Origin of the sequence: Petrotoga mobilis SJ95 (assembly GCF_000018605.1) — a bacterium.
Lineage (GTDB): Bacteria > Thermotogota > Thermotogae > Petrotogales > Petrotogaceae > Petrotoga > Petrotoga mobilis.
Genome location: NC_010003.1, coordinates 867938 through 890096, shown reverse-complemented (window position 1 = coordinate 890096; position 22159 = coordinate 867938). Strand labels below are relative to the sequence as shown.

The window sequence follows — 22159 nt, the reverse complement described above, 5'->3', positions numbered from 1 at the left end:
CTTTCTATTTCATTGATTTTCTTATCACATACTTAAGCCCTTTAGGTTTTGATATTTCTGCTATTAAGGGACCTCTTTTTATAGAAAGCCATCCCGCTCCAGGAAGGGCTATATCATTTCCCTTATCAATTTTTACATTTTCTCTTTCAAACTCTATTTGATCAAAATCAAAATTATTATCGTAAGGAGGGAATAAAACCTCTCTATTGTGAAGTAAATCATTAACTCTTTCTTCTTTTGCTCTATGAGCAGATATCTCTTCTGGAAGAAAAACAGTGATTATAGGTGGTAAATTGTTAACACCGTTCTTTAAAACTTTCAACCAGAACAATCCGCTGATAAAAAGAACATTTTTTTCATTCACCGTGAAAGTTTTAATTTTAATTTTTTTAGAAGGAATCATCTTAACTTGAGTATAAATATCAAAAAAATCGCACAACCTGTCTTGTGTGAAAATGCCAGGGGTATCGAATAATTGCAAATCTGTGTTAGGTACGTTTGCTTTTAATACCTTCAAAGTAGTTCCAGAATATGCACTTACAGTTATTTCTGCTTCCACTAGTCTGTTTAAAAAAGATGATTTACCTACATTGGTTACCCCTAATACCAATGCCTTTTCTTTCTCTTTTTGCAAAAGCAATTGTTTTGTTTTTTCTATTCCCATACCTGTTTTAACGCTGACCATTCTCACATGATCATCCCGGATATTTATACCCATCTCTTTGATTCTCAAGAGCAACCAATTTTTTAATTTTTCGTAGGGTGTGCTTTTCGGTAAAAGATCTATTTTATTGACGATTAAAAAAATATTCTTCCCTTTTATTTTTTCGGCAATCTCTTTTCTGAATGTGCCTTCGAAATCTATTACATCTACCACCCACAAAACCGTTTCAAAATCTTTTAAAACCTTGTCAAGCTCACCGGAAAAATCGGAATTTATTGTTATAGGTAATAAATAATTATAATGCTTTAATTTAAAGCATCTTTGGCAAACTACAGATTCGTTATTTTTTATTTTTTCTTTGAGAACATTCTCAGGGATATATCCTGGTTTTTCTTGGTCTTCTGTTTGTATTCCTATACCGCAGCCTTCACATTTCATAATAATTATTGTCTCCATTAAAAAATTTTTGAAAGGAACAAAATCCGCAGTTATTTTCCCACAAAATAGTTTCTAACATTTGAACCTATGTTAAAAAAACCGAATACTTAGAAATTTCTAGATATTTGGGCTAAGGGTTTTGTCCCCAATCGACCTCTTTTTTTAGAGTTTCAAATTTACTTGTCAACCAAAAAAAATTGTGATATAATAATTTTGCTGATTGGGGGATCGTCTAACGGCAGGACAGCGGACTCTGACTCCGTCAGTGGAGGTTCGAATCCTCCTCCCCCAGCCAATACAATATAAGGATCCTATAAAAGGGTCCTTTTTTTCTTTTTTTTAGTAAAGAGTATTTGAATAATAATTTGATTTAAACGAAACATTAGCTTGTTAAAATTTTAACAAATTTGAGTTATAATAATTTTGATAATGGTGAAAAAAGACTGTTGAAATATGAGGATTTGAAATTCTTTTTTGAAAAAATTGTGAAATATATAACAAAAATTATAAAAGGGGTGATTTCGGTGAGTATGAAAGATAGTTTTCAAAAAGCAATGGACTGGATGAAGGAGTTTTCTAAGACAAACCCAGAGCAAATGAAGAGTTTCCAAAACATGATGGAGGCAATCGAAAAAGAAGAAGGAGCCGTGCTTGATAAAAAAACTAAAGAGCTAATAGCTGTTGCACTTTCTATAGCAAGAAATTGTGAATGGTGCATCGCGTGTCATGTGAAATTTGCGTTAGAAGCAGGTGCCACAGAAGAGGAAATTTTGGAAGCTGCGTGGGTTGCAGTGTTAATGGGTGGAGGTCCAGCTTTAATGCACGCAGGTTTGGTTTTGGAAGCGTTAAAAGACCTAAAATAATAGTGAATTATGTCAAAGGGGAGAAAATCTCCCCTTTTTTGTTATAATATTGAAAGATGAAATTAGATGGACTGTTGGACAAAGGAATAAATTTTCATTATCCTTTCAGCTGGGCTTAAGGTTCTAAGATACCGCAGATTTATTCCTTAAAAGGGCAGTTATGTAATAAAAGATAAAAATATTTTTATCCTTTTGGGTGGGGAGCGGGGGAAGGACGCTATATATAATGTTTTAGAGATTCTAAAGGCAATAAACAATGAAATTAAAAGGGGGGAACCTCAAATGTACGATGTTGTTGTTATTGGATCAGGTCCAGGCGGTTATGTTGCGGCAATAAGGTTATCGCAATTAGGGAAAAAGGTTGCTGTTATTGAGAAAGAAAATCTTGGTGGAACTTGTACCAACAAAGGTTGTATCCCCACAAAAGCAATGTTGACCTCTTCACATCTTTACGAAGAGATTTTAAAAAAATCGAACAAATTAGGCATAAAAGTGGGTGAAGTAACATATGAAATAAGCGAAATAATGAGCCATATGAAAAAAATTGTTCTACAATCCAAAAAAGGTGTAGAGTATCTATTAAAGAAAAATCATATCGATTTAATACAAGGTGTCGCTGAAATAATTGATAAAAATCATATTAAAGTTGGCGATAAAAGTATAGAAACGCAAAACATTATTTTAGCTCACGGTTCTGAACCAGTAATGTTTCCCCCCTTTGATAAAATTCAAGGAATTTGGACAAGTGACGATGTGTTTAAGATGGAACATATGCCTGAATCGATTTTGATAGTTGGTGGAGGGGTAATCGGGGTAGAATTTGCTACATTTTTTTCAAGTTTAGGTAAAAAAGTTTATGTGGTTGAACTACTTGAACATATACTCCCCAATGATGATAAAGATGTTGCAGAAGAGGCAAAAAAATCTTTGGTTAAAAAAGGCGTGGAAGTCTTTGAAAAACATAAGGTTGTAGATATTCAAAAGGATGAAGATGCATACGTATCAAAAATTGATTTCAACGGTGAAACAAAAGAGATAAAGAGCTCAAAGATATTACTTGCTGTGGGAAGAAGACCTGTTATAACGCAAGATGTTAAAAATTTAGGTGTAGAGATAGAAAAAGGTGTTAAAACAGATTCCAAAATGAGAACAAACGTTGAAAATGTATATGCAATAGGAGATATAAGGGCCCATATTATGTTGGCTCATGTGGCTATGAACGAAGGTATAGTAGCCGCACATAATATTGCAGGAGAATCTAAAGAAATGGATTACAGTGCTGTGCCAAACATCATTTTCTCTAACCCAGAAATAGCAACTGTTGGGTTAAAAGAAGAAGAAATTGATCCTGAAAAAGTTATCATTTCAAAATTTCCTGTATCTGCTAACGGAAGAGCGAGAACTATGGAAGAAAGAGATGGTTTTGTAAAGATAATCGCGGATAAAGAGACTAAAAAAGTATTAGGTGTAACTATTGTCTCTCCAAACGCTACGGATATGATTATGGAAGGAGTTTTGGCTGTTAAGTATGGGATGATTGTAGAGCAACTTACGGATAGTATACATCCTCATCCAACCTTAACGGAAAGTATCCTTGGTGCCGAAGAAAGCGTGGAAGGATTGGCTATACATATTTAGAATTTTCGAAAAAGATGTTGTTCAAAGAAAAAAAGAAGGGACTTTGAAGAAGTACACAAAAGAGTTGCATTGTCTTAAATATAACTATTTTTAATGTTTGCGGCTTTGCATAATCAAAGTTGTGAGGAGCTTTCAAGCTAAAGGAATTAAAAAAATCCCACCAATTCGGTGGGATTTTAATCATTTTTATTGGGGCTTGTTGTTTAGAATTTTTTCGATTTCTTCCATTACACTGTCTGTAAGTTTTTCTTTTATCTGGGAAGCTTTTACATTTTCTTTTACCTGCTCTGGCCTACTTGCACCTGTTATTACGGTACTAACGTTAGGGTTTTTCAATATCCAGGCAAGAGCAAGTTGAGCCATTGTTGCGCCTAAATCGTTAGCTATTTTTGTTAATTTTCTGACCTTTTCAATATTTTCTTGCGACAAAACTCCACCTTTTTCAAACTCTTCTCGTAAGTTTTTAAATTTTGCAAGTCTGCTGTCTTGGGGGATTCCATCGTTGTATTTTCCGGTTAATACCCCACTGGCCAACGGACTCCATGTGGTTAACCCTAATCCATATTTTTCATAAAGAGGTTTAAATTCTTTTTCAACTTTGGTTCTAACTAACATGTTGTATTGAGGTTGTTCCATTGTGGGCGGAATAAGATTTCTTTTATCAGCTACTAGATAAGCTTCTTCCAATTGCTCCGCACTCCATTCAGAAGTTCCCCAATAAAGAGCTAAACCGTTTCTTATTATATAATCCATTGCGAATACCGTTTCTTCAATGGGGGTTGTAGGATCTGGTCTATGGCAAAATATAAGGTCAACATAATCAACTTGTAACCTTTTTAGAGAGTTCCAAGTTCCTTCTAAAAGATGCTTCCTTGATACCCCTCTATCATTTGGGCCTTTTCCACCCCAAAATATTTTTGTAGAAATTACAAGGTCTTCTCTTCTATACTCTTTTAGCGCCATTCCCATTAGAGATTCAGAAAGCCCGTTAGCGTAGGCTTCTGCGTTGTCAAAAAAGTTAACGCCGTTTTCATAAGCGGTACGCAAACATGATTTAACTCCTTCTGTATCTAGTTGGTTTCCAAAAGTTAGCCAAGATCCGAATGAAATTTCACTTACTTTTATACCTGCCTTACCAAGATTGTTATATTGCATAATCTGCCCCCTTCTTCTTCTTTAATTATACTATATACCATTATACCATATATTATCTTTAATTTTTCGTTTTCACATTCGAACATATTAAAAAAAAATAAATATTTCTAGCAACTTTTTAGTTGCTTTTGTTTACTGTTTTGTATTATAATTATTCTCAAGATAATTAAAAATAAAGGGGGAAATTTCTATGTCGTTCAAAAGCATAAGAGGAAGGATAATTGTAATTATAGTTGTAATTTTTGTTTTATTTGGGGCAGCGATATTTTTCAATATTTATTCTTTGGTAAGTTCCAACAATGGTTTGAATAGTTATAGGGAGCTATCTGAGGAAACGAATCATATCTCTGAAATGGAAAATAACTTTTTTGGAGCTGTTTTAGCCTTCAAAGACTATGTGATTAGTTATGATGAACAAACAAAAGAAATTATTACTCAGAATATTAACAAAGTTCAAAGTTTCTTTACAGGTGAAATCATCGATACACATCTACAAAATGTACTCGTAATGATAGAGGAATATGAAAACAACTTTAATCAAATTGTTCAATTGAACGAAGAAAAAAATAGACTCGTAAGGCAGGATTTTAAAGATATATCCAATGAATTACGTCAAAGTATTACCGATTTTAAAACCTTAGCCCAAGAAAATAACGTTTCAACCCTTGTCTTTTATGCTGATAGTTCACTTAATATATTGGATAATATAGATCATTTATCTTCCATGTATTTTTCATCCAAATCTCTTGGTGATAAAAACAATGTTTTAAACGCTTTTAATGAATTGGATTCTCAACTTTTGATTATGCAATATGGTCTAACCTCAGATGAATTAACTGAAATGTTCAACGAGATGAAAGATATGGCTGAACAGTTCAGAAACTCCTTCAATCAAATAGTCGCAGCTATAGAATCCCAAGAGCCCATAATTGGGCAGATGGAACTAGCAAGGGTAGAGATATTGAATCTATTAGATGAACAAAGAAATGAATTAAAGGTTCAACAAGACACATTAGGTCCATCTCTCATAGAAGAAAACAACAGGGCAATAATGTTGACAGCCATCTTAACTGTAGTCGCCTTTGTAGTATCGATAATAATGGTTATCTATCTAATAAGAAGTATAACAAAACCACTGTTAGAGTTCAAAAACAAGATAAACCAATTCAAAGAAGGAGACCTAACGGTAAACTTTGAAAGTAAAAGTAAAGACGAGATAGGGCAGATGGCAAACGCTCTATCAGAAATGAGTAAAGAACTAAGAAGATCTATGGGCTCAATAATGCAAGCATCAAACAAAGTAGAAAATGCATCAGAAAGTCTAACGCAATCATCACAAGAAAGTAGAAAGAGCTCAGAAGAACTCAAAAACCAAATGGACAAGATACAAACAAATGCAGAAGAAACAGCAGGAAACGTAGAAGAAGTAACCTCAGGGGTAGACGAAGTAGCAAGGGCGGCACAAGGAGTATCCCAAGACGCACAAAGGCTAAGTGAAGAAGCAGATGAAACAAGTAAAGCTGCAGAAGAAGGAAGCAAAACGATAGAAAGTATAAGTCAAGCTGTGAAAGAAGCGGTAGAAAGGACAAAAGAAAGTCAAAAAGAAGTAGAAACACTCGCAAACAATGCCAAGAACGTACAAAGTATAGTAGAAACGATAAACTCGATAACGGAACAAACGAACCTTTTGGCACTGAACGCAGCGATAGAAGCAGCAAGGGCAGGGGAAGCGGGAAGAGGATTTGCAGTTGTAGCGGATGAGATAAGGAAGTTAGCCGAAGAATCAAGGAATGCAACGGATGAAATATCAGAAATACTAACCAACATAACGCAAGGAACGAACAAAGTAAACGAATCGACGAACAAGGTAGTAGGAACGATAGGAGAAATAAACGAAAAGATGGAGAATGTACAGAAAAGTTTCAACCGGATAAAAGAAAGGATAGAAAGGATGGACCAAGGGATAGAAAACATGACGGCAAGTGCAGAGGAACAAAGTGCAAGTGCGCAAGAAATGAGCACAGCGATGGACAGGGTAGCGAAAGCGGTAACAGAAATAAGTGAACAACTAGAAAGATCAAGAAGTGTAATAGACGAACAAGTAAACCAAGCTGCAGGAATAAACGAAGAAGCGAAAGAGTTGAGTGAATTAGCCACAGAGTTAAAAGGATTGGTTGAAAGTTTTAAGATATAAAGTGGTCTAAGTAACCCTAAAACAAATAAAGCAAAAAGGTAGACATAATAGAAAAGGTGAGAAAATTGAATATATTAGATTTTAAAGGAGAAGTAAAGAAAAAAATTAAAGAACTAGAGAAACAACTAAGTGATCCGTATATTACTAACGATATTGAAAATTTAAAAAAATTAGGACAGGAGCATTCCAAACTATCAGAATTAAATACACTGTTTGAGAGTTACGAACAGGATTTAGAAGACATAAAAGCGTTAAGAGAAATGTATGAAAACAAGGATGTCTCTGAAGAAGAATATCAGTCAATGCTCCAAGAGTTAGAGAAAAAGGAAGAAGAAACAAGAAAAAAAATTATAGAAGGTTTAGTTTCTCAAGATGAGTATGATGAGAGGAATATCATTATGGAGATAAGAGCAGGTACTGGAGGTGATGAAGCGAGCCTTTTCGCTTCAGAGTTAATGAGAATGTATCTACGGTATGCTGAAAGAAAAAATTGGAAATATGAACTCCTTGATCTAAACGAAAACGAACTTGGTGGAATTAAAACCGCCATATTAAAAATAAAAGGTCAAGGGGCTTACAGAAGATTGAAATACGAAAGTGGGGTGCATCGGGTACAAAGGGTACCTCAAACAGAATCTTCCGGAAGGATACACACTTCCACTGCTACCGTTGCGGTGTTACCTGAAGCAACGGATATAGACGTTCAAATAAATGAGAATGATCTTAGAATAGATACCTATAGAGCAAGTGGTGCAGGTGGTCAGTACGTTAACAAAACGGATTCTGCCGTTAGAATAACCCATCTACCAACTGGGATCGTTGTGACTTGTCAAAATGAAAGATCCCAACATCAAAATAAAGAAAAAGCTTTAAATATACTAAGGGCAAAACTTTTTGAGATAAAGTTAGAAGAGCAGCAATCTCAGCTTACACAAGAGAGAAAATCACAAATAGGTACTGCACAGCGAAGCGAAAAAATAAGAACATACAATTTCCCACAAAACAGGGTTACAGATCATAGAATTCAATATACCACTCATAGAATAAACGAAATACTTGATGGAGATTTAGATGAAATAATAGATAAGCTCCTAGAAAAAGATCTTAAAGAAAAACTTGAAAGTTTAACAATTTAAAATTAACTTATTGTTAGAGGTGATCTAATGGTTAAAATAACTTATCCAGATAATTCTGTTCAAGAATTTAAAGATGGAATTACCCCTGCAGAAATTGCTAAAGGTATATCCGAAGGGCTATACAGAAATGCTATAGCAGCTGAAATTAACGGCGAATTAAAAGATTTGAATACCCCCATAATGCAGGATTCAACTATTAAGTTAATAACTTTGGATGATGAAATAGCTCCAAAAATATACAGACATACGATGGCTCATATTATGGCCCAGGCGGTGGCACGGATTTTCGGAGAGGATAGAGTCAAATTAGCTATAGGGCCGGTTATTGAAAACGGTTTTTATTACGATTTTGATATTGAAGGGCACAACCTTTCAGAAGAAGATTTTTCAAAGATAGAAGAGGAAATGAAAAAAATTATAAAAGAAGATATAAAAATTATTAGAAAAGAAGTAAATAAAAAAGAGGCTATTGAATTATTCAAGGATCAACCTTACAAACTGGAATTAATTGAGGAACTAGAAGAAGACACTATTTCAGTTTATTTTCAAGGGGATTTTTATGATTTGTGTAGAGGTCCTCATCTTCCTTCTACTGGATATGTTAAATACTTTAAACTTCTTTCCGTATCCGGCGCTTATTGGCGAGGAGACGAAAAGAACAAGATGCTCCAAAGAATATATGGCACTGCCTTTCCCAAAAAGGAACAACTTGATGATTACTTAAACATGATTGAAGAGGCGAAAAGAAGAGACCACAGAAAATTAGGTCCAAAATTGAATTTATTCATGTTACAATCTGAAATGGCTCCCGGTATGCCTTTTTTCCTACCAAATGGTAAGATAGTTTTAAATGAATTGATGGCTTACTCCCGGCAAGTTCATAAAAAATATGGATACGTAGAGGTAGAAACGCCTCAAATCATGAATATCAAATTATGGCATCAATCTGGACATTGGGATCATTACAAAGAGAACATGTTTTTCACGGAGAAAGAAGATATGCCTATGGCCGTTAAACCGATGAATTGCCCAGGGCATATACTGATATATAAAAACAACTTCGTCAGTTACAGAGACTTACCAATAAGAATGTTTGAATTTGGTAAAGTGCATCGCTACGAAAGAAGCGGGGTTTTACACGGTCTTTTTAGAGTTAGAGCTTTCACTCAAGATGACGCTCATATATTCTGCATGCCGTCACAAATGGAGGAAGAAATAATAAAAGTTATACAACTAACAAACGAAATATTTTCAACTTTTGGTTTCAAATACGAAGCTATCTTAAGTACGATGCCCGAAGATCATATGGGAGATATTGAAAGTTGGGAAAGGGCTACCGATGCTTTGAAAAAGGCATTAGAAAAGAGCAATATGGAGTATAGAATAGACGAAGGAGAAGGGGCTTTCTATGGTCCCAAAATAGACTTTAACGTTACAGATTCGCTTGGAAGAAAATGGCAATGTACCACGATTCAGCTTGATTTTCAGATGCCCGAAAGGTTTGATATGGTATACGCAGATGAAAACGATGCACAAAAAAGGCCGGTTATGATTCATAGAGCAATATTTGGGTCTTTAGAAAGATTCTTTGGTATTTTAATAGAAAACTTTGCTGGGGAGTTTCCAACTTGGCTTTCTCCTGTTCAAGTATCGATCCTTCCCGTTTCTGAAAAATTCAACGAAGAAGCCAAAAAATTTTCTCGTATTTTAGAACAAGAAGGTATTAGAGTTTATGTAAATGATTCTGATGCTACCGTGGGATATAAGATAAGAAATGAACAGATGAAAAAAGTGCCATATATGATAGTTTTTGGAGAAAAAGAAATGAACTCAGATACTATAAATATAAGAACTCGAAAGGGCGATACCATAGAAAATGTTTCAAAAGAACGTTTCATTGAGGAGATTAAAAATGAAATAAAGAACAGAAATTTGGACTTAACTTTTTAATTTAATAATACTAATTTATTAAAGGCGCCCAAAAAAGGGCGCTTTTAATATTTTATTTTTTTATTTATTCTACAAGAATTGTACCAAAAAAATCATTTTGATTTTTTTGAAAGATGATTAAATCTGCTCATTGAATGCTCCTAGACCTTATTTTAGAACGTAGGGTATTTAACTGGAATTTCCTCGAAGTAATTAAACTAAATGGTTTTTAAGAACTATTGATAAAGGCTTATCTTCCAAAGAACTCACTTTGAGTATGGAAAAGCCAATGATGTTTCCTTCTTCATCTACTTTTTCCATTACCGCATCGTTTTCTGTTTCTCTGAAATAACCAGCTTTCTTTTCAAAAATTATTTCCAAATAATCTCCCTCTTTGTCATACCAAATTTTTATTTCTTTTCCCATAAAATTTCACCTCTTTTGATCGTATCTGTGAAGTAAGCAGTGATAACAAACAAATCGTTCGATAAGTTTTTAACCACTACACATAGATATTTTGCCTTAACTGGTGTATGCTGATAAAATTTATAAAATAATTCCACATTTTCGTCTGTTCTTGACCTGACAATTATATATGGATCTAAAAGAGTATAGCGTATTTTATGAATTTGACCACGCATTTCAGGATGATCGTTTTCTATATGTTCTTGTCTTTCCTCGGTCAATCGGATTTGTCGATTATGAATGTCTCTGAATATTCTCATTTGTACAACCTATTTGCTTTTAACTTTTTAATATTCTTTACCTCCATAAAATCCATGATCTAATTTGCGCTTTTAATTGTTCTACAAAAATTGTACCACAAAAAAATCATTTTGATTTTTTTGGTTTTTGGTGTAAAATTAAATTGTTACCGTTAACGTTAACATGAGAGAGGTGGTAAAAATAAGTCGAAGTAGTTTTGTAACTATTAAAGATATCGCTGAAAAAGCAGGGGTTTCTGTCAACACTGTATCAAGGGCTTTAAACGATAAACCAGATATAAACCCTCAAACAAAAGAAAAGATCGAAAAAATTGCCCAAGAATTAGGCTATGTTAAAAACATATACGCTACCATGCTCAAATCCAACGTAACTCATACAATTGGAGTAATCATGCCGGATAGTTCCAACCCTTTCTTCTCTGAAGTATTCAAAGGTATTGATAAAGCAGCACGGGATAATAATTATCAAATAATAATTATGAACTCCGAAGGTTTATACGAAAATGAAGAAAAGTTTTTAAAAACTCTCTTAGAAAGGAGAGTTGACGGTATTCTCCTTTTTCCAATGCAAAAGAGTTATGAAGATATACAGGAACTGATAAAAGAGCACTTCCCCATTGTACTTGTAGGTAGAGAAATAGACGGTTGGAATGTGGATGAGATATTCAGTGATGAAGTAAAAGGGGGATATCTTGCAACCAAATACCTCATTGAAAAAGGGTGTAAAAAGATAAAAATGATCACCGATCAACTTTATAACTCTGCATCAAATGGAAGGCTTCAGGGTTATAAAAAGGCTTTAAAGGAGAAAGGTTTAACTTTTTTCGAGGATGATATCAAGATATGTGAAGGGATACACGAAGGTTACCACGTTAAAGCAGGATACGATAAAACGATAGAAATGATCAGAAAAAAAGAAGAATTCGACGGAATATTTTGCTACAACGATCTAATAGCTTACGGGGCGATCAAAGCTTTGAAAGAAAATAATCTAAAGGTTCCACAAAATGTTTCGGTAGTTGGTTACGACGATATAGCCTTTTCTAGGTTAATCGATCCAGAGTTGACAACGGTAAAAGTTAAAAAGTTTGAAATGGGCTATGAGGCATTTCAGATGTTGTATAAAAGAATAAAGAGTAAGAAAAGAGACAACTCATCAACAAGGAAAGTATTAGATATAGAACTCGTAGTGAGGAAATCTTAAGCATAAATAAGATATGGGTCATGGGTGGGCCGCGGGGCGAAGGGGCGCTAAAGAAGGTTTAGAGATTTTAAAGGCAGTAAATCTTAAGCAAAGAAGGAGAGAAATTGTATGGCAGAGTTACGATGGAACCCTTTATTAAAAACATACACAATGGTTGCCGATAACAGACAAAATAGGCCCCATTTACCTGAGGATTGGTGCCCCTTTTGTCCCGGACCTGGTAAAAAAGTGCCTCCAAACTATGACGTTTATGTATACGACAACGATTTTCCAGCTTTAAAACTAGATCCAGATGAACCAAATATACAAGGAACGGATTTGTACAAAGTCGAAAAAAATTATGGAAAATGCGAAGTGATTTTGTATTCTCCCGATCACAATATTACCCTTCCACAATTACCAGTAGAACATATATTTAAGTTAGTAAATTTATGGGTTGAAAGATTTGAGGAGCTCTCAAAAGATGAAAAAATAAAATACATCTTTCCTTTTGAAAATAGAGGAAAAGAAGTAGGGGTTACGATGCTCCATCCGCACGGTCAATTATATGCTTATTCGTGGATTCCTTTGAAGTTAAAAGTAGAACTCGACAACTGTAAGGAATATTACGAAGAAAATGAAAAATGCCTTATTTGTGAAATGAACAAAGAGGAAAAGGAGTTTCAAAAAAGAATTCTTTTTGAGAATGATTCATTTCTCGTTTATCTTCCCTTTTTTACAGACTACCCTTATGGTGCTTTCATCGTGAGCAAATCCCACAAGGGAAACTTAACAGAATTCGACGAAAAAGAAAAATGGGACCTGGCTGAGGTGCTAAAACTGTTAACAGGTGGCTTTGATGCGTTGTTTGACAAACCCTTCCCCTACATGATGAATATCCATCAAACTCCTGTTAATTCAGAGGAATATGCAGATTCTTACAAATACTATCATTTCCATATTGAATTCTATCCCCCATTAAGAGACAAGGATAAAATAAAATGGTACGCATCAAGCGAGATGGGTGCTTGGGCTGCGGCAAATACCATGGCGGTGGAAGAAACAGCTATTACTTTAAGAAATGCAATAGAAAAATTCAAAAAAATACAATAGAGAGGTCGTCAAAATGGATTTAATAAATACTTTTCAAGAAATCTACGGAGTTAGTAAAAATCCCATACAAAGATTCTTCTCTCCAGGAAGAATAAATCTTATAGGCGAACATATAGACTACAATGGAGGATATGTATTACCAGTAGCTATAAACCTTGGAATAAATGGCTTAATGAATTTGAGGGACGATAATTTAATTTGCCTGAAATCTCTGGATTTTCCCAATGAGATAAAAGTAGATCTAAATAAGGAAGTAGATTATTGTAAAGAAGATGGTTGGGGAAACTATACAAAAGGAGTTATAAAATTTCTATTAGAAGATGGTTTCCCCTTGAAGGGATGTAATATACTGATTAAAGGAGAACTTCCAAATGGAGCGGGCCTTTCATCTTCTGCGGCTTTGGAAGTACTTATTGGATTCATGCTCTTATCTCAAAATCAAATCCCTGAAGAAATTGATAGAACATACCTAGCCCTCTTAGGGCAAAGGGTTGAAAATAAATTTATTGGTGTGAACTCTGGAATAATGGATCAATTTGTGATAGCAAATGCAAAGAAAAATCAAGCTTTATTGCTTGATACCCAAAACTTAAACTATGAATATATACCTTGTTATTTAGACGGGTATTCTCTGATTATTATGAATACAAACAAAAGAAGAGAGCTTGCTTCTTCTCAATACAACCAAAGAAGAAAGGAATGTGAAAGTGCTTTAGAAAAAATAAACCAAGTGAAAGAAACAAAGGTTAATAATTTATGCCAATGTAGTGAGAAAGATCTAAAATATGTTGATAATGAAATAGAGTTAAAAAGAGCAAGGCACGTAATAACAGAAAATCAAAGGGTTATCCAGGCTTCTAAATTACTAAAGAACAACGATATTGAAGGTTTTGGAGCTCTTTTAATCCAATCCCATAATTCATTAAAAAATGATTATGAAGTGACAGGTTTTGAACTAGATACAATTGTGGATGAGGCTTTAAAAATCGAAGGCTGTGTAGGAGCCAGAATGACGGGAGCAGGGTTTGGTGGATGTGCCATTGCTTTGGTGGAAAAAAGTCAGATAAAAGCTTTCAAAGGGCAAGTTTCCAAGAATTATTATGAAAAAACAAAAATAGAACCATCTCTTTACGAAACAACTATTGAAGATGGAGTGAAAATTCTCAAAAAATGAGAAAATTTCAGCTAAACGGGAATAATCACTTTTAATTGTCTTTAATTTACCCTAGCTGTCCATAACAAGGTTTTGCAACGAATGTTAACTCTGATATAATTGTTTTGGTATCGTTCACGGTATCGATATTACATTTCAGGATAGAACCTTTTTAAAAATAACTGAAGATTTAGGAGTGAAAATAATGACTAAAAAGTATGAACCAATAAATGCAAAGGTGACACATTTCCTACATGGAGCAGATTACAATCCTGATCAATGGTTAAAATATCCAGAGGTGTTAGAAGAGGATATCAGGCTTATGAAGCTAGCTGGATGCAACGTTATGTCTGTAGGCATATTCGCCTGGAGTACTTTAGAACCTGAAGAAGGTAAGTTTAATTTCGGTTGGTTAGATAAAGTTATAGAAAAGCTATACAAAAATGGAATATATACAATCTTAGCAACTCCAAGTGGTGCTAGGCCTGCCTGGATGTCGCAGAAATATCCAGAAGTTTTGAGGGTAGGACCAAATAGAGTGAGAAACCTTCACGGTAAGCGTCATAATCATTGTTATACATCTCCAGTCTACAGAGAAAAAGTCAACATAATAAACACAAAACTAGCAGAAAGGTATTCGAATCATCCAGGAGTAATAGCTTGGCATGTATCCAACGAATACGGTGGAGAATGTCACTGTGAACTGTGCCAAGAATCTTTTAGAAATTGGTTAAAAGAGAAATACAAAACCTTAGAAAATCTTAATGATGCCTGGTGGACGGCTTTTTGGAGTCATACCTATACTGATTGGTCACAGATAGAATCTCCCGCGCCTCATGGAGAAAACTTACTTCATGGATTAAATTTAGACTGGAAGAGATTTGTAACTCACCAAACCGTTGATTTCTTCAAACATGAGATAGAACCTCTCAAAAAGATAAATCCAAGCCTACCTGTGACAACCAACTTTATGGGAATATATGAGGGATTGGATTACTGGAAATTTGTTGACTATGTGGATGTAATTTCCTGGGACAATTATCCGATATGGCATAGTAATGATGATTATGATTTAGCCTGTGGAGTAAGTATGGTTCATGATTTGAATAGATCATTAAAAAACGGAAAACCTTTCATGCTTATGGAGAGTACTCCTAGTACCACTAATTGGCATGAAGTAAGTAAATTGAAAAAGCCAGGAATGCATCTATTATCTTCTATTCAAGCTGTAGCTCATGGTTCTGATACTGTTCAATATTTTCAGTGGAGAAAAAGTAGAGGGAGCAGTGAAAAATTCCATGGAGCTGTTGTAGATCATTGTGGGTATGAAAATACCAGAGTTTTCAACGATGTAAAAATCGTTGGTGAAACACTAAAAAGATTAGACGAAATAATAGGAACAACAGTAGATCCAGAAGTTGCTATTATTTTTGATTGGGAAAATAGGTGGGCGATGAAAGATGCCCAGGGCCCAAGAAACATAGGCATACATTACGAAGAAACTGTTAAGGAAAATTATAAACCTTTCTGGAAGAATGGTGTACCTGTTGATGTTATAAATATGGACTGTGATTTTTCAAAATACAAGTTATTAATAGCACCAATGCTTTATATGGTTAAACAAGGGGTAGGTGAAAAAATCAAAGAATTTGTAAAAAACGGTGGGACTTTTGTTGCTACATATTGGTCGGGAATAGTCAACGAGACAGATTTGTGTTTCTTAGGTGGATTTCCAGGTCCGTTGAGAGAGGTTCTTGGAATTTGGTCTGAGGAGATAGATGCACTTTACGATGGTGAGAGTAGACTCGTTTCTTTCGATAATCAAAATGAATTAGGGCTGAAAGGTGAGTATGAAGCAAAGGAACTATGTGATTTGATCCATTTAGAAGGAGCTAGATCTTTGGCAACCTACAAAGAGGACTTTTACAAAGGGAGGCCAGCTTTAACGGTCAATGATTTTTCAAAAGGGAAAGCATATTACATAGCCTCAAGAAATGAAGAGCAGTTTAATGATATGTTTTATGGGAAACTGATTGAAGAACTGGGATTGAAAAAGGTTGTTGATACAGAATTACCATACGGTATTACAGCCCAAATGAGAACTGATGGAGAGAACGACTATATTTTTGTGATGAACTTTACTCAAGAAGAAAAGGTTGTCGAACTTGATGAAAAGAAATATATCGACCTTCTGGAAGGTGAAACTTCAGATAGAAAACTAACTGTTCCGGGTTATGGGGTTAAGATTTTGAAAAGAACGAAATCTTGATATGTTTTTTGCTATGAAGGAGGTGATCTTTGAATAGCAGTACAAGTACTATGATTAAATATATCTAAAACATATGGGAGGTGTAGGTATGAAAAGATTTTTAAGCGTTTTAGTCCTTTTAGTTTTTATGGTGGGATTAGGTATAACGGCTAATGCCGCAGATTCAAGTGGCAAAATAACCATATGGTGTTGGGATCCTAATTTTAATGTGGCAATCATGGAAGAAGCAGCTGAAAGATACAGTAAAGCAAATCCAAATGTAGAGTTTGAAATTGTAAGTATGGCAAAAGCCGATGTTGAGCAAAAGTTGAACACAATATTGGCCTCTGGCGTAAAAAAAGGTCTTCCTGAAATTGTATTGATTGAAGATTATAACGCAAAGAAGTATTTGGAATCTTATCCTAAATCTTTTGCTGATTTAACAAGTTATTTTAATTGGGAAGAGTTCGCCGATTACAAACTCGGATTCATGACATTAAAAAACAAAGTCTATGGAATTCCATTCGATTCTGGTGTAACAGGATGGTTTTATAGAAGAGATTATTTTCAAGAAGCTGGAATAAACGTTCAAGATCTAAATGAAATTACAATGACTGAATTTATAGAATTAGGAAAAAAGGTTAAAGAAGAAACCGGGAAATATATGATTGGAGCCGATCCGTATGATGGAGGTTTAATGAGAATATTATTACAATCAGCTGGAACTTGGTATTTTGACGAAAACGGTGAACCAAACATAGCAAATAATCCAGCATTGTATGAAGCGGTTAGGATTTACAAAGAACTTTATGATTCAAAAATTGGAAAAGAAGTTTCTGGTTGGAATGAATGGGTAGCATCATTTAATGAAGGAGAAGTTGCCTCTGTTATTACTGGAGCATGGATAATTGGATCAATAAAAGCAGAAACCACTCAAGAAGGCAAATGGGGAGTCCTCCCAATTCCAAGATTGGATGTTCCTGGTTCTGTCAACGCCTCAAATCTTGGGGGATCTAGTTGGTATATACTTGAAAATTCTGAATACAAAGATTTAGCAATTGATTTCATGAAAGAAATATATGCTAACGATGTAGATTTTTATCAAACTATATTGTACGAACGAGGAGCTATAGGAACCTGGTTACCTGCTCAAACAGGTGAAGCTTATGTAAAACGAGATCCTTTCTTTGGTAACCAAAGAATATATTTGGATTTTTCAGAATGGATGACTATGATTCCTTCGATTGATTATGGTTTATTTACTTACGAAGCAGACGCAGCAATCATGGGAGTAATGCCAGATGTATACAATGGTAACTTAACAATTGAAGAAGCACTGAAAAAAGCTGAAGATCAATTTAAAAATGTAGTTGGATTTTTTTAATAATTAAGAAGGTCCTTTTGGACCTTCTTTTTGGTGCCTTCAGGATGGGTAATAATTAGTCCGTGTAATATAATTTATTTTCTAAAATTACTTTTAAAGAATGATCCAAGAAGATTTATTGAGCATTTGTATTTCTCCGAAAATTATCTTTATGAAAACTACAAATTCATTATTCATATTACAGTTAGGAGGTTTATGATGTGACTAAGATGTTTGAAAAAAGAAGAAACAGATGGGGTTGGTTTTTTATAAGTATAGCTGTATTTTTTTTGGGTTTGTTTATTTTCTATCCCTTGATTTATTCCCTATATTTATCAACTTTTTCTTCAAGAGGTGTAATGAAAAATTTTGTTGGTTTTGGTAATTATCTAAGACTTTTTCAAGATAACTATTTCTTACAATCATTGAAAAACATTATTATAATCTTAATTATTCAAGTTCCTTTAATGTTATTTTTAGCCCTGATTTTTGCCTTTTTGCTTAATGATCCAAAGTTAAAATTTAAAAAAATTTTCAGAACGGCTCTTTTTTTACCAGCTGTTACTTCTCTTGTGGCATACAGTGTCGTTTTCAAAATGATGTTTTCTACTGAAGGCCTTATTAACAATGTTTTATTAAGCCTTAATATAATTAAAGAACCCATCAGATGGTTGTTAGACCCAGTTTGGGCAAAAATCACATTAATAATTGCCATGACTTGGCGTTGGACAGGGTATAATATGATGTTATATTTAGCGGGACTTCAAAATATACCTCAAGAAATATATGAAGCTGCTGAAATAGATGGTGCAAGTAAAATTACCCAGTTTTTTAGAATTACCATTCCTTTGTTGAAACCTATAATTCTTTTTACTACGATTTTATCAACAATAGGAACCTTACAACTCTTTGATGAACCGATGATGTTAGCTTCTGGGGTGACAACGGGTTCAAGCGTTGGTCCTGGTAATTCTTTGCTTACGCCATCAGTTTATATTTATAACGTAAGTTTTAAGTATGTTCCGAATTTTGGATATGCCTCTGCAATTTCGTGGATTATAGTTCTAATAGCTGTAATTTTAACTTTGATGCAATTTAGAGTGGCAGGTGAGGAAAAATGAGTAGAAAAATCAGATACGCTTTAATATACTTGTTTTTAGCGATTGCGGCTTTTATTTCGGTGTTTCCTTTTTACTGGATGGTAGTTGGCAGCACAAATACATCTTTAGATGTCAATAAAGGAAAACTAACATTCGGAAATCAATTTTTCGTAAACATCCAAAATCTTATAACCAATTTTGATTTGGGTCGAGTTTTCTGGAACTCTATCCAAATATCTTTTTTCGTCGTTATTTTGTCTGTTGTTGCGTCTTCTATGGCAGGTTACGGGTTTGAAATGTATAAATCAAAAGGAATGAAATATATTTATGGTGGGACTTTGTTAACATTGATGGTTCCTTTTGCCGCTTTGATGGTTCCTGTTTTCAGGTTGATGACATATTTGAATTTAATAGATTCGCTTTGGGGAGTTATTTTGCCAATGATCCCATCAGTGTTTTTAATCTTTTTTTTCAAACAAAATTTTCAAACATATCCAAGGGAAATTATCATGGCGGCACGTGTTGATGGAGCAAGTGAATTAAGAATTTTTTTCTCCATAGTAATGCCTTCAATGAAAGCTACATATGCAGCCGCAGCAATTTATTCCTTTTTAACAAGTTGGAACGCATATCTACAGCCTTTAGTTATTATTCAAAGCCAAGAAAAGCGTACTATGGCTTTATTTATAGCTAATTTAGCCTCAGGTTACCAGCCTGATTTTGGTTTGGTTATGACAGCAGTAGTGGTTGCAACGGTACCAGCCCTAATTCTATTTTTTATGCTTCAGAGGTATTTTGTCCAAGGTGTTTTAGGTTCTGTAAAACAATAATAATTTTATTTCGAAAAGTTAATTCAAATGTGGGAAAAAGTTCCCCACTTTCTTTCAAGAGTTTATTTTAGCAACTAGTAAATGCCTGTCACAAATTAAAAATCCGGGTTAATGCATTTTTTGAAGTTTATATAATGTGTGAATATGATAAAATTAAAGGTATTAGGAAGCGAAAATTATTGGGGGGAAGCAGAAAGTTGAATTCTGTAAAAAAACGAAATCAAAAAACTTATTAAGGTGGTAATTAAATGCCTATAAATTTTGATAAAGAAACGAAGAGATGGCTTTTAGAAACAGAAAATATGGGTTACGTTTTTGGATTAGATGATGATCAAGGAAAGATTAAAAATTTGTATTGGGGATCAAAGTTGCCAAGGGTTCAAGACTACCCAGAAGTTAAAGATCTAATTTTAATGGACAGATACACGTGGAACGATGAGTTTTCTGTAAGAGGAGAAAAGAACAATTTAGAGCATTGTTTGAAAGTTGAGTATTCCGATGGTGTTAGGGATGTTGTGTTGAATTACAAAAGTTTTGAAGTGAGTGGTAATGATCTAGTAATCAGGTTAAGCGATGATCATTATAATTTGAGCGTAAATCTTTTCTACAAGGTTATAGAAAAGTACGATATCATAGAAAGATGGGTTGAAATCGAAAATAATTCTAATGAAGAAATAAAGATAGAAGATATGAAATCTGCCTCGTTGTATGTTGAAAATGATGAAAAAGCAAAATTAAATTATCTTACAGGTATGTGGGGGAGTGAATTTCATTTAAGAAGGGAAGAAATAAACGAGGGAAGCAAAGTTTTGGAAAGTAGGGTTGGGAAAACAAGCGCCTATCTAAATCCTTTTTTTGCGATCGATTACTCTGCTGATGAAGATCGTGGAAAGGTATATTTTGGTGAATTAGCCTGGAGTGGTAATTGGAAAATAGTAGTACAAAAACGTATATATGAAAGAATAGCGATAATTGGGGGGATAAATGACTGGGATTTTAGTTATATATTAGAACCCTCAGAAAAGATTACTACTCCTAAATTTATGTTTGGCTTTTCAGACGAGGGTTTTACAAAGGCGAGCCAGAATATACATCATTATCAGCTCGATTATATACTGCCAAAAGATAAAGCACACAAATTAAGAAAGGTTTTGTACAATTCTTGGGAAGCCACGACATTCAATGTGAACGAAGAAAATCAAAAAATATTGGCTGAAAAGGCTGCAAAGATTGGTGTAGAACTTTTTGTTATAGACGATGGATGGTTTGGGAAAAGAAACGACGATCATGCTGGGTTAGGTGATTGGTATGTGAACAAAGAAAAATTCCCAGATGGTTTGCAACCTTTGATAAGCTATGTTAAGACCTTGGGAATGGATTTTGGTATATGGGTAGAACCAGAGATGGTTAATCCTAACAGTGAATTGTATAGAAAACACCCTGACTGGGTTATTAGTTTTCCAAATAGACCAAAATCACTTCAACGGAATCAATTGATGCTTAATTTGGCACGAGAAGATGTAAAAAAGTTCATCGTAGATTTCATGGATAATCTTTTAACACAGAACGATATAGATTTCGTCAAATGGGATATGAACAGACATGTTTTTGAGTCAGGATGGATGCAAGTGGAACCACGAAAACAAAGAGAAATATGGGTTAAATACGTGTGGAACTTATACGATATTTGGAAATATTTGAGAGAAAAACATCCACACGTTACTTTTGAAAACTGTTCCAGCGGTGGGGGAAGAGTGGATATAGGCTTAATGCAATATGCGGATCAAGTATGGACAAGCGACAACACAGACCCATTTGACAGGTTAGAGATCCAAGAGGGTTTTTCATATGCATACGCACCGAAAATAATGATGGGGTGGGTAACTGACTGGGGAGGAAAAGATACTTATCCTTTGACATACAGATTTCATTCATCAATGATGGGATCTTTGGGAATCGGTGCGGATTTGAATAAATTCTCTGAAAGAGATTTCGATTTGGCAAGGTATCAAGTTCAGTTTTATAAAGAGATAAGAGAGATAGTACAAGAAGGCTATCAATTCAGGCTTTCTTACGTTACAAATGATAGGTATTTTGCCGTGGAATATTTGAGTAAAAACAAAGATGAAGGTGTTTTGATATATTTAAGGAATCCAAGAAGGTTTGGTTTGTTTGATAGGGTGGATGTCAAACTAAAAGGTTTGGAAAACGATGCTGTATACACTGTTTATGAAGGACTTCAGGGTGAAGAAAAAGAGATGATTAAATTATCTGGAAAGGCATTGAAAGAAAGGGGAATTATAATAGAGGATTCCTCTAAAGATTTCTTCGAAACTGGAAAAGTAACTCATTTTTATAGCAGAATTTTGAGGCTAAGAAAGAGTGATTAATAATTCGTCAAGATATTAAAATAAAATAAAAAGATGG

General features: G+C 34.3%; 17 protein-coding genes and 1 tRNA gene. 14 read left to right on the top strand and 4 right to left on the bottom strand.

Annotated features, from left to right (window positions below):
• Positions 1-4 precede the first annotated feature (4 nt).
• A complete protein-coding gene (yqeH, locus tag PMOB_RS04350; RefSeq protein WP_012208668.1) occupies positions 5-1102 on the bottom strand; it encodes a ribosome biogenesis GTPase YqeH in 1098 nt (365 codons plus the stop codon).
• 221 nt (positions 1103-1323) lie between these two features.
• Between yqeH and PMOB_RS04345 the strand changes: the two genes are divergently transcribed.
• From PMOB_RS04345 to lpdA, 3 genes are all read left to right on the top strand, one after another.
• Positions 1324-1397: transfer RNA gene (locus PMOB_RS04345), tRNA-Gln, on the top strand.
• 235 nt (positions 1398-1632) lie between these two features.
• Positions 1633-1965, top strand: a complete 333-nt coding sequence (locus PMOB_RS04340; protein ID WP_049755336.1) for a carboxymuconolactone decarboxylase family protein — start codon at positions 1633-1635, stop codon at positions 1963-1965.
• 282 nt (positions 1966-2247) lie between these two features.
• Positions 2248-3603 (top strand): dihydrolipoyl dehydrogenase, encoded by a 1356-nt coding sequence (gene lpdA, locus PMOB_RS04335; protein WP_012208666.1) that lies wholly within the window; start codon positions 2248-2250, stop codon positions 3601-3603.
• A gap of 186 nt (positions 3604-3789) precedes the next feature.
• On the opposite strand, the gene PMOB_RS04330 is transcribed toward lpdA, so the two are convergent.
• Positions 3790-4758 carry a potassium channel beta subunit family protein gene (locus tag PMOB_RS04330; RefSeq protein ID WP_012208665.1) on the bottom strand — a complete coding sequence of 323 codons (969 nt, stop codon included), beginning with the start codon at positions 4756-4758 and terminating at the stop codon, positions 3790-3792.
• Positions 4759-4948: 190 nt separating this feature from the next.
• Here PMOB_RS04330 and PMOB_RS10225 point away from each other — a divergent pair, with 190 nt between their 5' ends.
• From PMOB_RS10225 to thrS, 3 genes are all read left to right on the top strand, one after another.
• Positions 4949-6952 carry a methyl-accepting chemotaxis protein gene (locus tag PMOB_RS10225; protein ID WP_012208664.1) on the top strand — a complete coding sequence of 668 codons (2004 nt, stop codon included), beginning with the start codon at positions 4949-4951 and terminating at the stop codon, positions 6950-6952.
• Between the two features lie 71 nt (positions 6953-7023).
• A complete protein-coding gene (gene prfA, locus PMOB_RS04320) occupies positions 7024-8088 on the top strand; it encodes a peptide chain release factor 1 (protein ID WP_041534292.1) in 1065 nt (354 codons plus the stop codon).
• 27 nt (positions 8089-8115) lie between these two features.
• Positions 8116-10038 (top strand): threonine--tRNA ligase, encoded by a 1923-nt coding sequence (gene thrS, locus PMOB_RS04315; RefSeq protein WP_012208662.1) that lies wholly within the window; start codon positions 8116-8118, stop codon positions 10036-10038.
• Positions 10039-10230: 192 nt separating this feature from the next.
• Here the strand turns inward: thrS and PMOB_RS04310 are convergent, their stop codons facing one another.
• Positions 10231-10443: a DUF2283 domain-containing protein gene (locus tag PMOB_RS04310; RefSeq protein WP_012208661.1), complete on the bottom strand. Its 213-nt coding sequence runs from the start codon at positions 10441-10443 to the stop codon at positions 10231-10233.
• Positions 10428-10742 (bottom strand): hypothetical protein, encoded by a 315-nt coding sequence (locus PMOB_RS04305; RefSeq protein WP_041534052.1) that lies wholly within the window; start codon positions 10740-10742, stop codon positions 10428-10430. Before PMOB_RS04305 ends, PMOB_RS04310 begins: the two co-directional genes overlap by 16 nt.
• Before the next feature lie 163 nt (positions 10743-10905).
• Here PMOB_RS04305 and PMOB_RS04300 point away from each other — a divergent pair, with 163 nt between their 5' ends.
• The 8 genes from PMOB_RS04300 to PMOB_RS04265 all read left to right on the top strand — a co-directional run bounded on the left by PMOB_RS04300 (position 10906) and on the right by PMOB_RS04265 (position 22122).
• Positions 10906-11946, top strand: coding sequence for a LacI family DNA-binding transcriptional regulator (locus tag PMOB_RS04300; RefSeq protein ID WP_012208659.1), 1041 nt, complete (start codon positions 10906-10908; stop codon positions 11944-11946).
• A 108-nt stretch (positions 11947-12054) separates the two neighbouring features.
• Entirely contained in the window at positions 12055-13038 is a 984-nt protein-coding gene (gene galT / locus PMOB_RS04295; protein ID WP_012208658.1) for a galactose-1-phosphate uridylyltransferase, read from the top strand.
• 13 nt (positions 13039-13051) lie between these two features.
• Complete coding sequence (locus PMOB_RS04290) at positions 13052-14212, top strand: galactokinase (RefSeq protein WP_012208657.1); 1161 nt, start codon at positions 13052-13054, stop codon at positions 14210-14212.
• A 184-nt stretch (positions 14213-14396) separates the two neighbouring features.
• A complete protein-coding gene (locus PMOB_RS04285) occupies positions 14397-16460 on the top strand; it encodes a beta-galactosidase (protein WP_012208656.1) in 2064 nt (687 codons plus the stop codon).
• A gap of 88 nt (positions 16461-16548) precedes the next feature.
• Positions 16549-17823 carry an ABC transporter substrate-binding protein gene (locus PMOB_RS04280; RefSeq protein ID WP_012208655.1) on the top strand — a complete coding sequence of 425 codons (1275 nt, stop codon included), beginning with the start codon at positions 16549-16551 and terminating at the stop codon, positions 17821-17823.
• A gap of 209 nt (positions 17824-18032) precedes the next feature.
• The gene (locus PMOB_RS04275; protein WP_041534290.1) at positions 18033-18923 is read left to right on the top strand and encodes a carbohydrate ABC transporter permease; all 891 of its coding nucleotides are present in this window, start codon (positions 18033-18035) and stop codon (positions 18921-18923) included.
• The gene (locus tag PMOB_RS04270) at positions 18920-19732 is read left to right on the top strand and encodes a carbohydrate ABC transporter permease (protein ID WP_012208653.1); all 813 of its coding nucleotides are present in this window, start codon (positions 18920-18922) and stop codon (positions 19730-19732) included. The genes PMOB_RS04275 and PMOB_RS04270 overlap by 4 nt, the downstream gene beginning before the upstream one ends.
• A gap of 248 nt (positions 19733-19980) precedes the next feature.
• Entirely contained in the window at positions 19981-22122 is a 2142-nt protein-coding gene (locus PMOB_RS04265) for an alpha-galactosidase (RefSeq protein ID WP_012208652.1), read from the top strand.
• The last annotated feature ends 37 nt before the right edge of the window (positions 22123-22159 follow it).

What these genes read in the sequence shown, in the direction of transcription:
- yqeH (WP_012208668.1), bottom strand. Translation starts at nt 1,102, where the DNA reads ATGAAATGTGAAGGCTGCGGTATAGGAATACAAACAGAAGACCAAGAA.
- PMOB_RS04340 (WP_049755336.1), top strand. Translation starts at nt 1,633, where the DNA reads ATGAAAGATAGTTTTCAAAAAGCAATGGACTGGATGAAGGAGTTTTCT.
- lpdA (WP_012208666.1), top strand. Translation starts at nt 2,248, where the DNA reads ATGTACGATGTTGTTGTTATTGGATCAGGTCCAGGCGGTTATGTTGCG.
- PMOB_RS04330 (WP_012208665.1), bottom strand. Translation starts at nt 4,758, where the DNA reads ATGCAATATAACAATCTTGGTAAGGCAGGTATAAAAGTAAGTGAAATT.
- PMOB_RS10225 (WP_012208664.1), top strand. Translation starts at nt 4,949, where the DNA reads ATGTCGTTCAAAAGCATAAGAGGAAGGATAATTGTAATTATAGTTGTA.
- thrS (WP_012208662.1), top strand. Translation starts at nt 8,116, where the DNA reads ATGGTTAAAATAACTTATCCAGATAATTCTGTTCAAGAATTTAAAGAT.
- PMOB_RS04310 (WP_012208661.1), bottom strand. Translation starts at nt 10,443, where the DNA reads ATGGGAAAAGAAATAAAAATTTGGTATGACAAAGAGGGAGATTATTTG.
- PMOB_RS04305 (WP_041534052.1), bottom strand. Translation starts at nt 10,742, where the DNA reads ATGAGAATATTCAGAGACATTCATAATCGACAAATCCGATTGACCGAG.
- PMOB_RS04300 (WP_012208659.1), top strand. Translation starts at nt 10,906, where the DNA reads ATGAGAGAGGTGGTAAAAATAAGTCGAAGTAGTTTTGTAACTATTAAA.
- galT (WP_012208658.1), top strand. Translation starts at nt 12,055, where the DNA reads ATGGCAGAGTTACGATGGAACCCTTTATTAAAAACATACACAATGGTT.
- PMOB_RS04290 (WP_012208657.1), top strand. Translation starts at nt 13,052, where the DNA reads ATGGATTTAATAAATACTTTTCAAGAAATCTACGGAGTTAGTAAAAAT.
- PMOB_RS04285 (WP_012208656.1), top strand. Translation starts at nt 14,397, where the DNA reads ATGACTAAAAAGTATGAACCAATAAATGCAAAGGTGACACATTTCCTA.
- PMOB_RS04280 (WP_012208655.1), top strand. Translation starts at nt 16,549, where the DNA reads ATGAAAAGATTTTTAAGCGTTTTAGTCCTTTTAGTTTTTATGGTGGGA.
- PMOB_RS04275 (WP_041534290.1), top strand. Translation starts at nt 18,033, where the DNA reads ATGTTTGAAAAAAGAAGAAACAGATGGGGTTGGTTTTTTATAAGTATA.
- PMOB_RS04270 (WP_012208653.1), top strand. Translation starts at nt 18,920, where the DNA reads ATGAGTAGAAAAATCAGATACGCTTTAATATACTTGTTTTTAGCGATT.
- PMOB_RS04265 (WP_012208652.1), top strand. Translation starts at nt 19,981, where the DNA reads ATGCCTATAAATTTTGATAAAGAAACGAAGAGATGGCTTTTAGAAACA.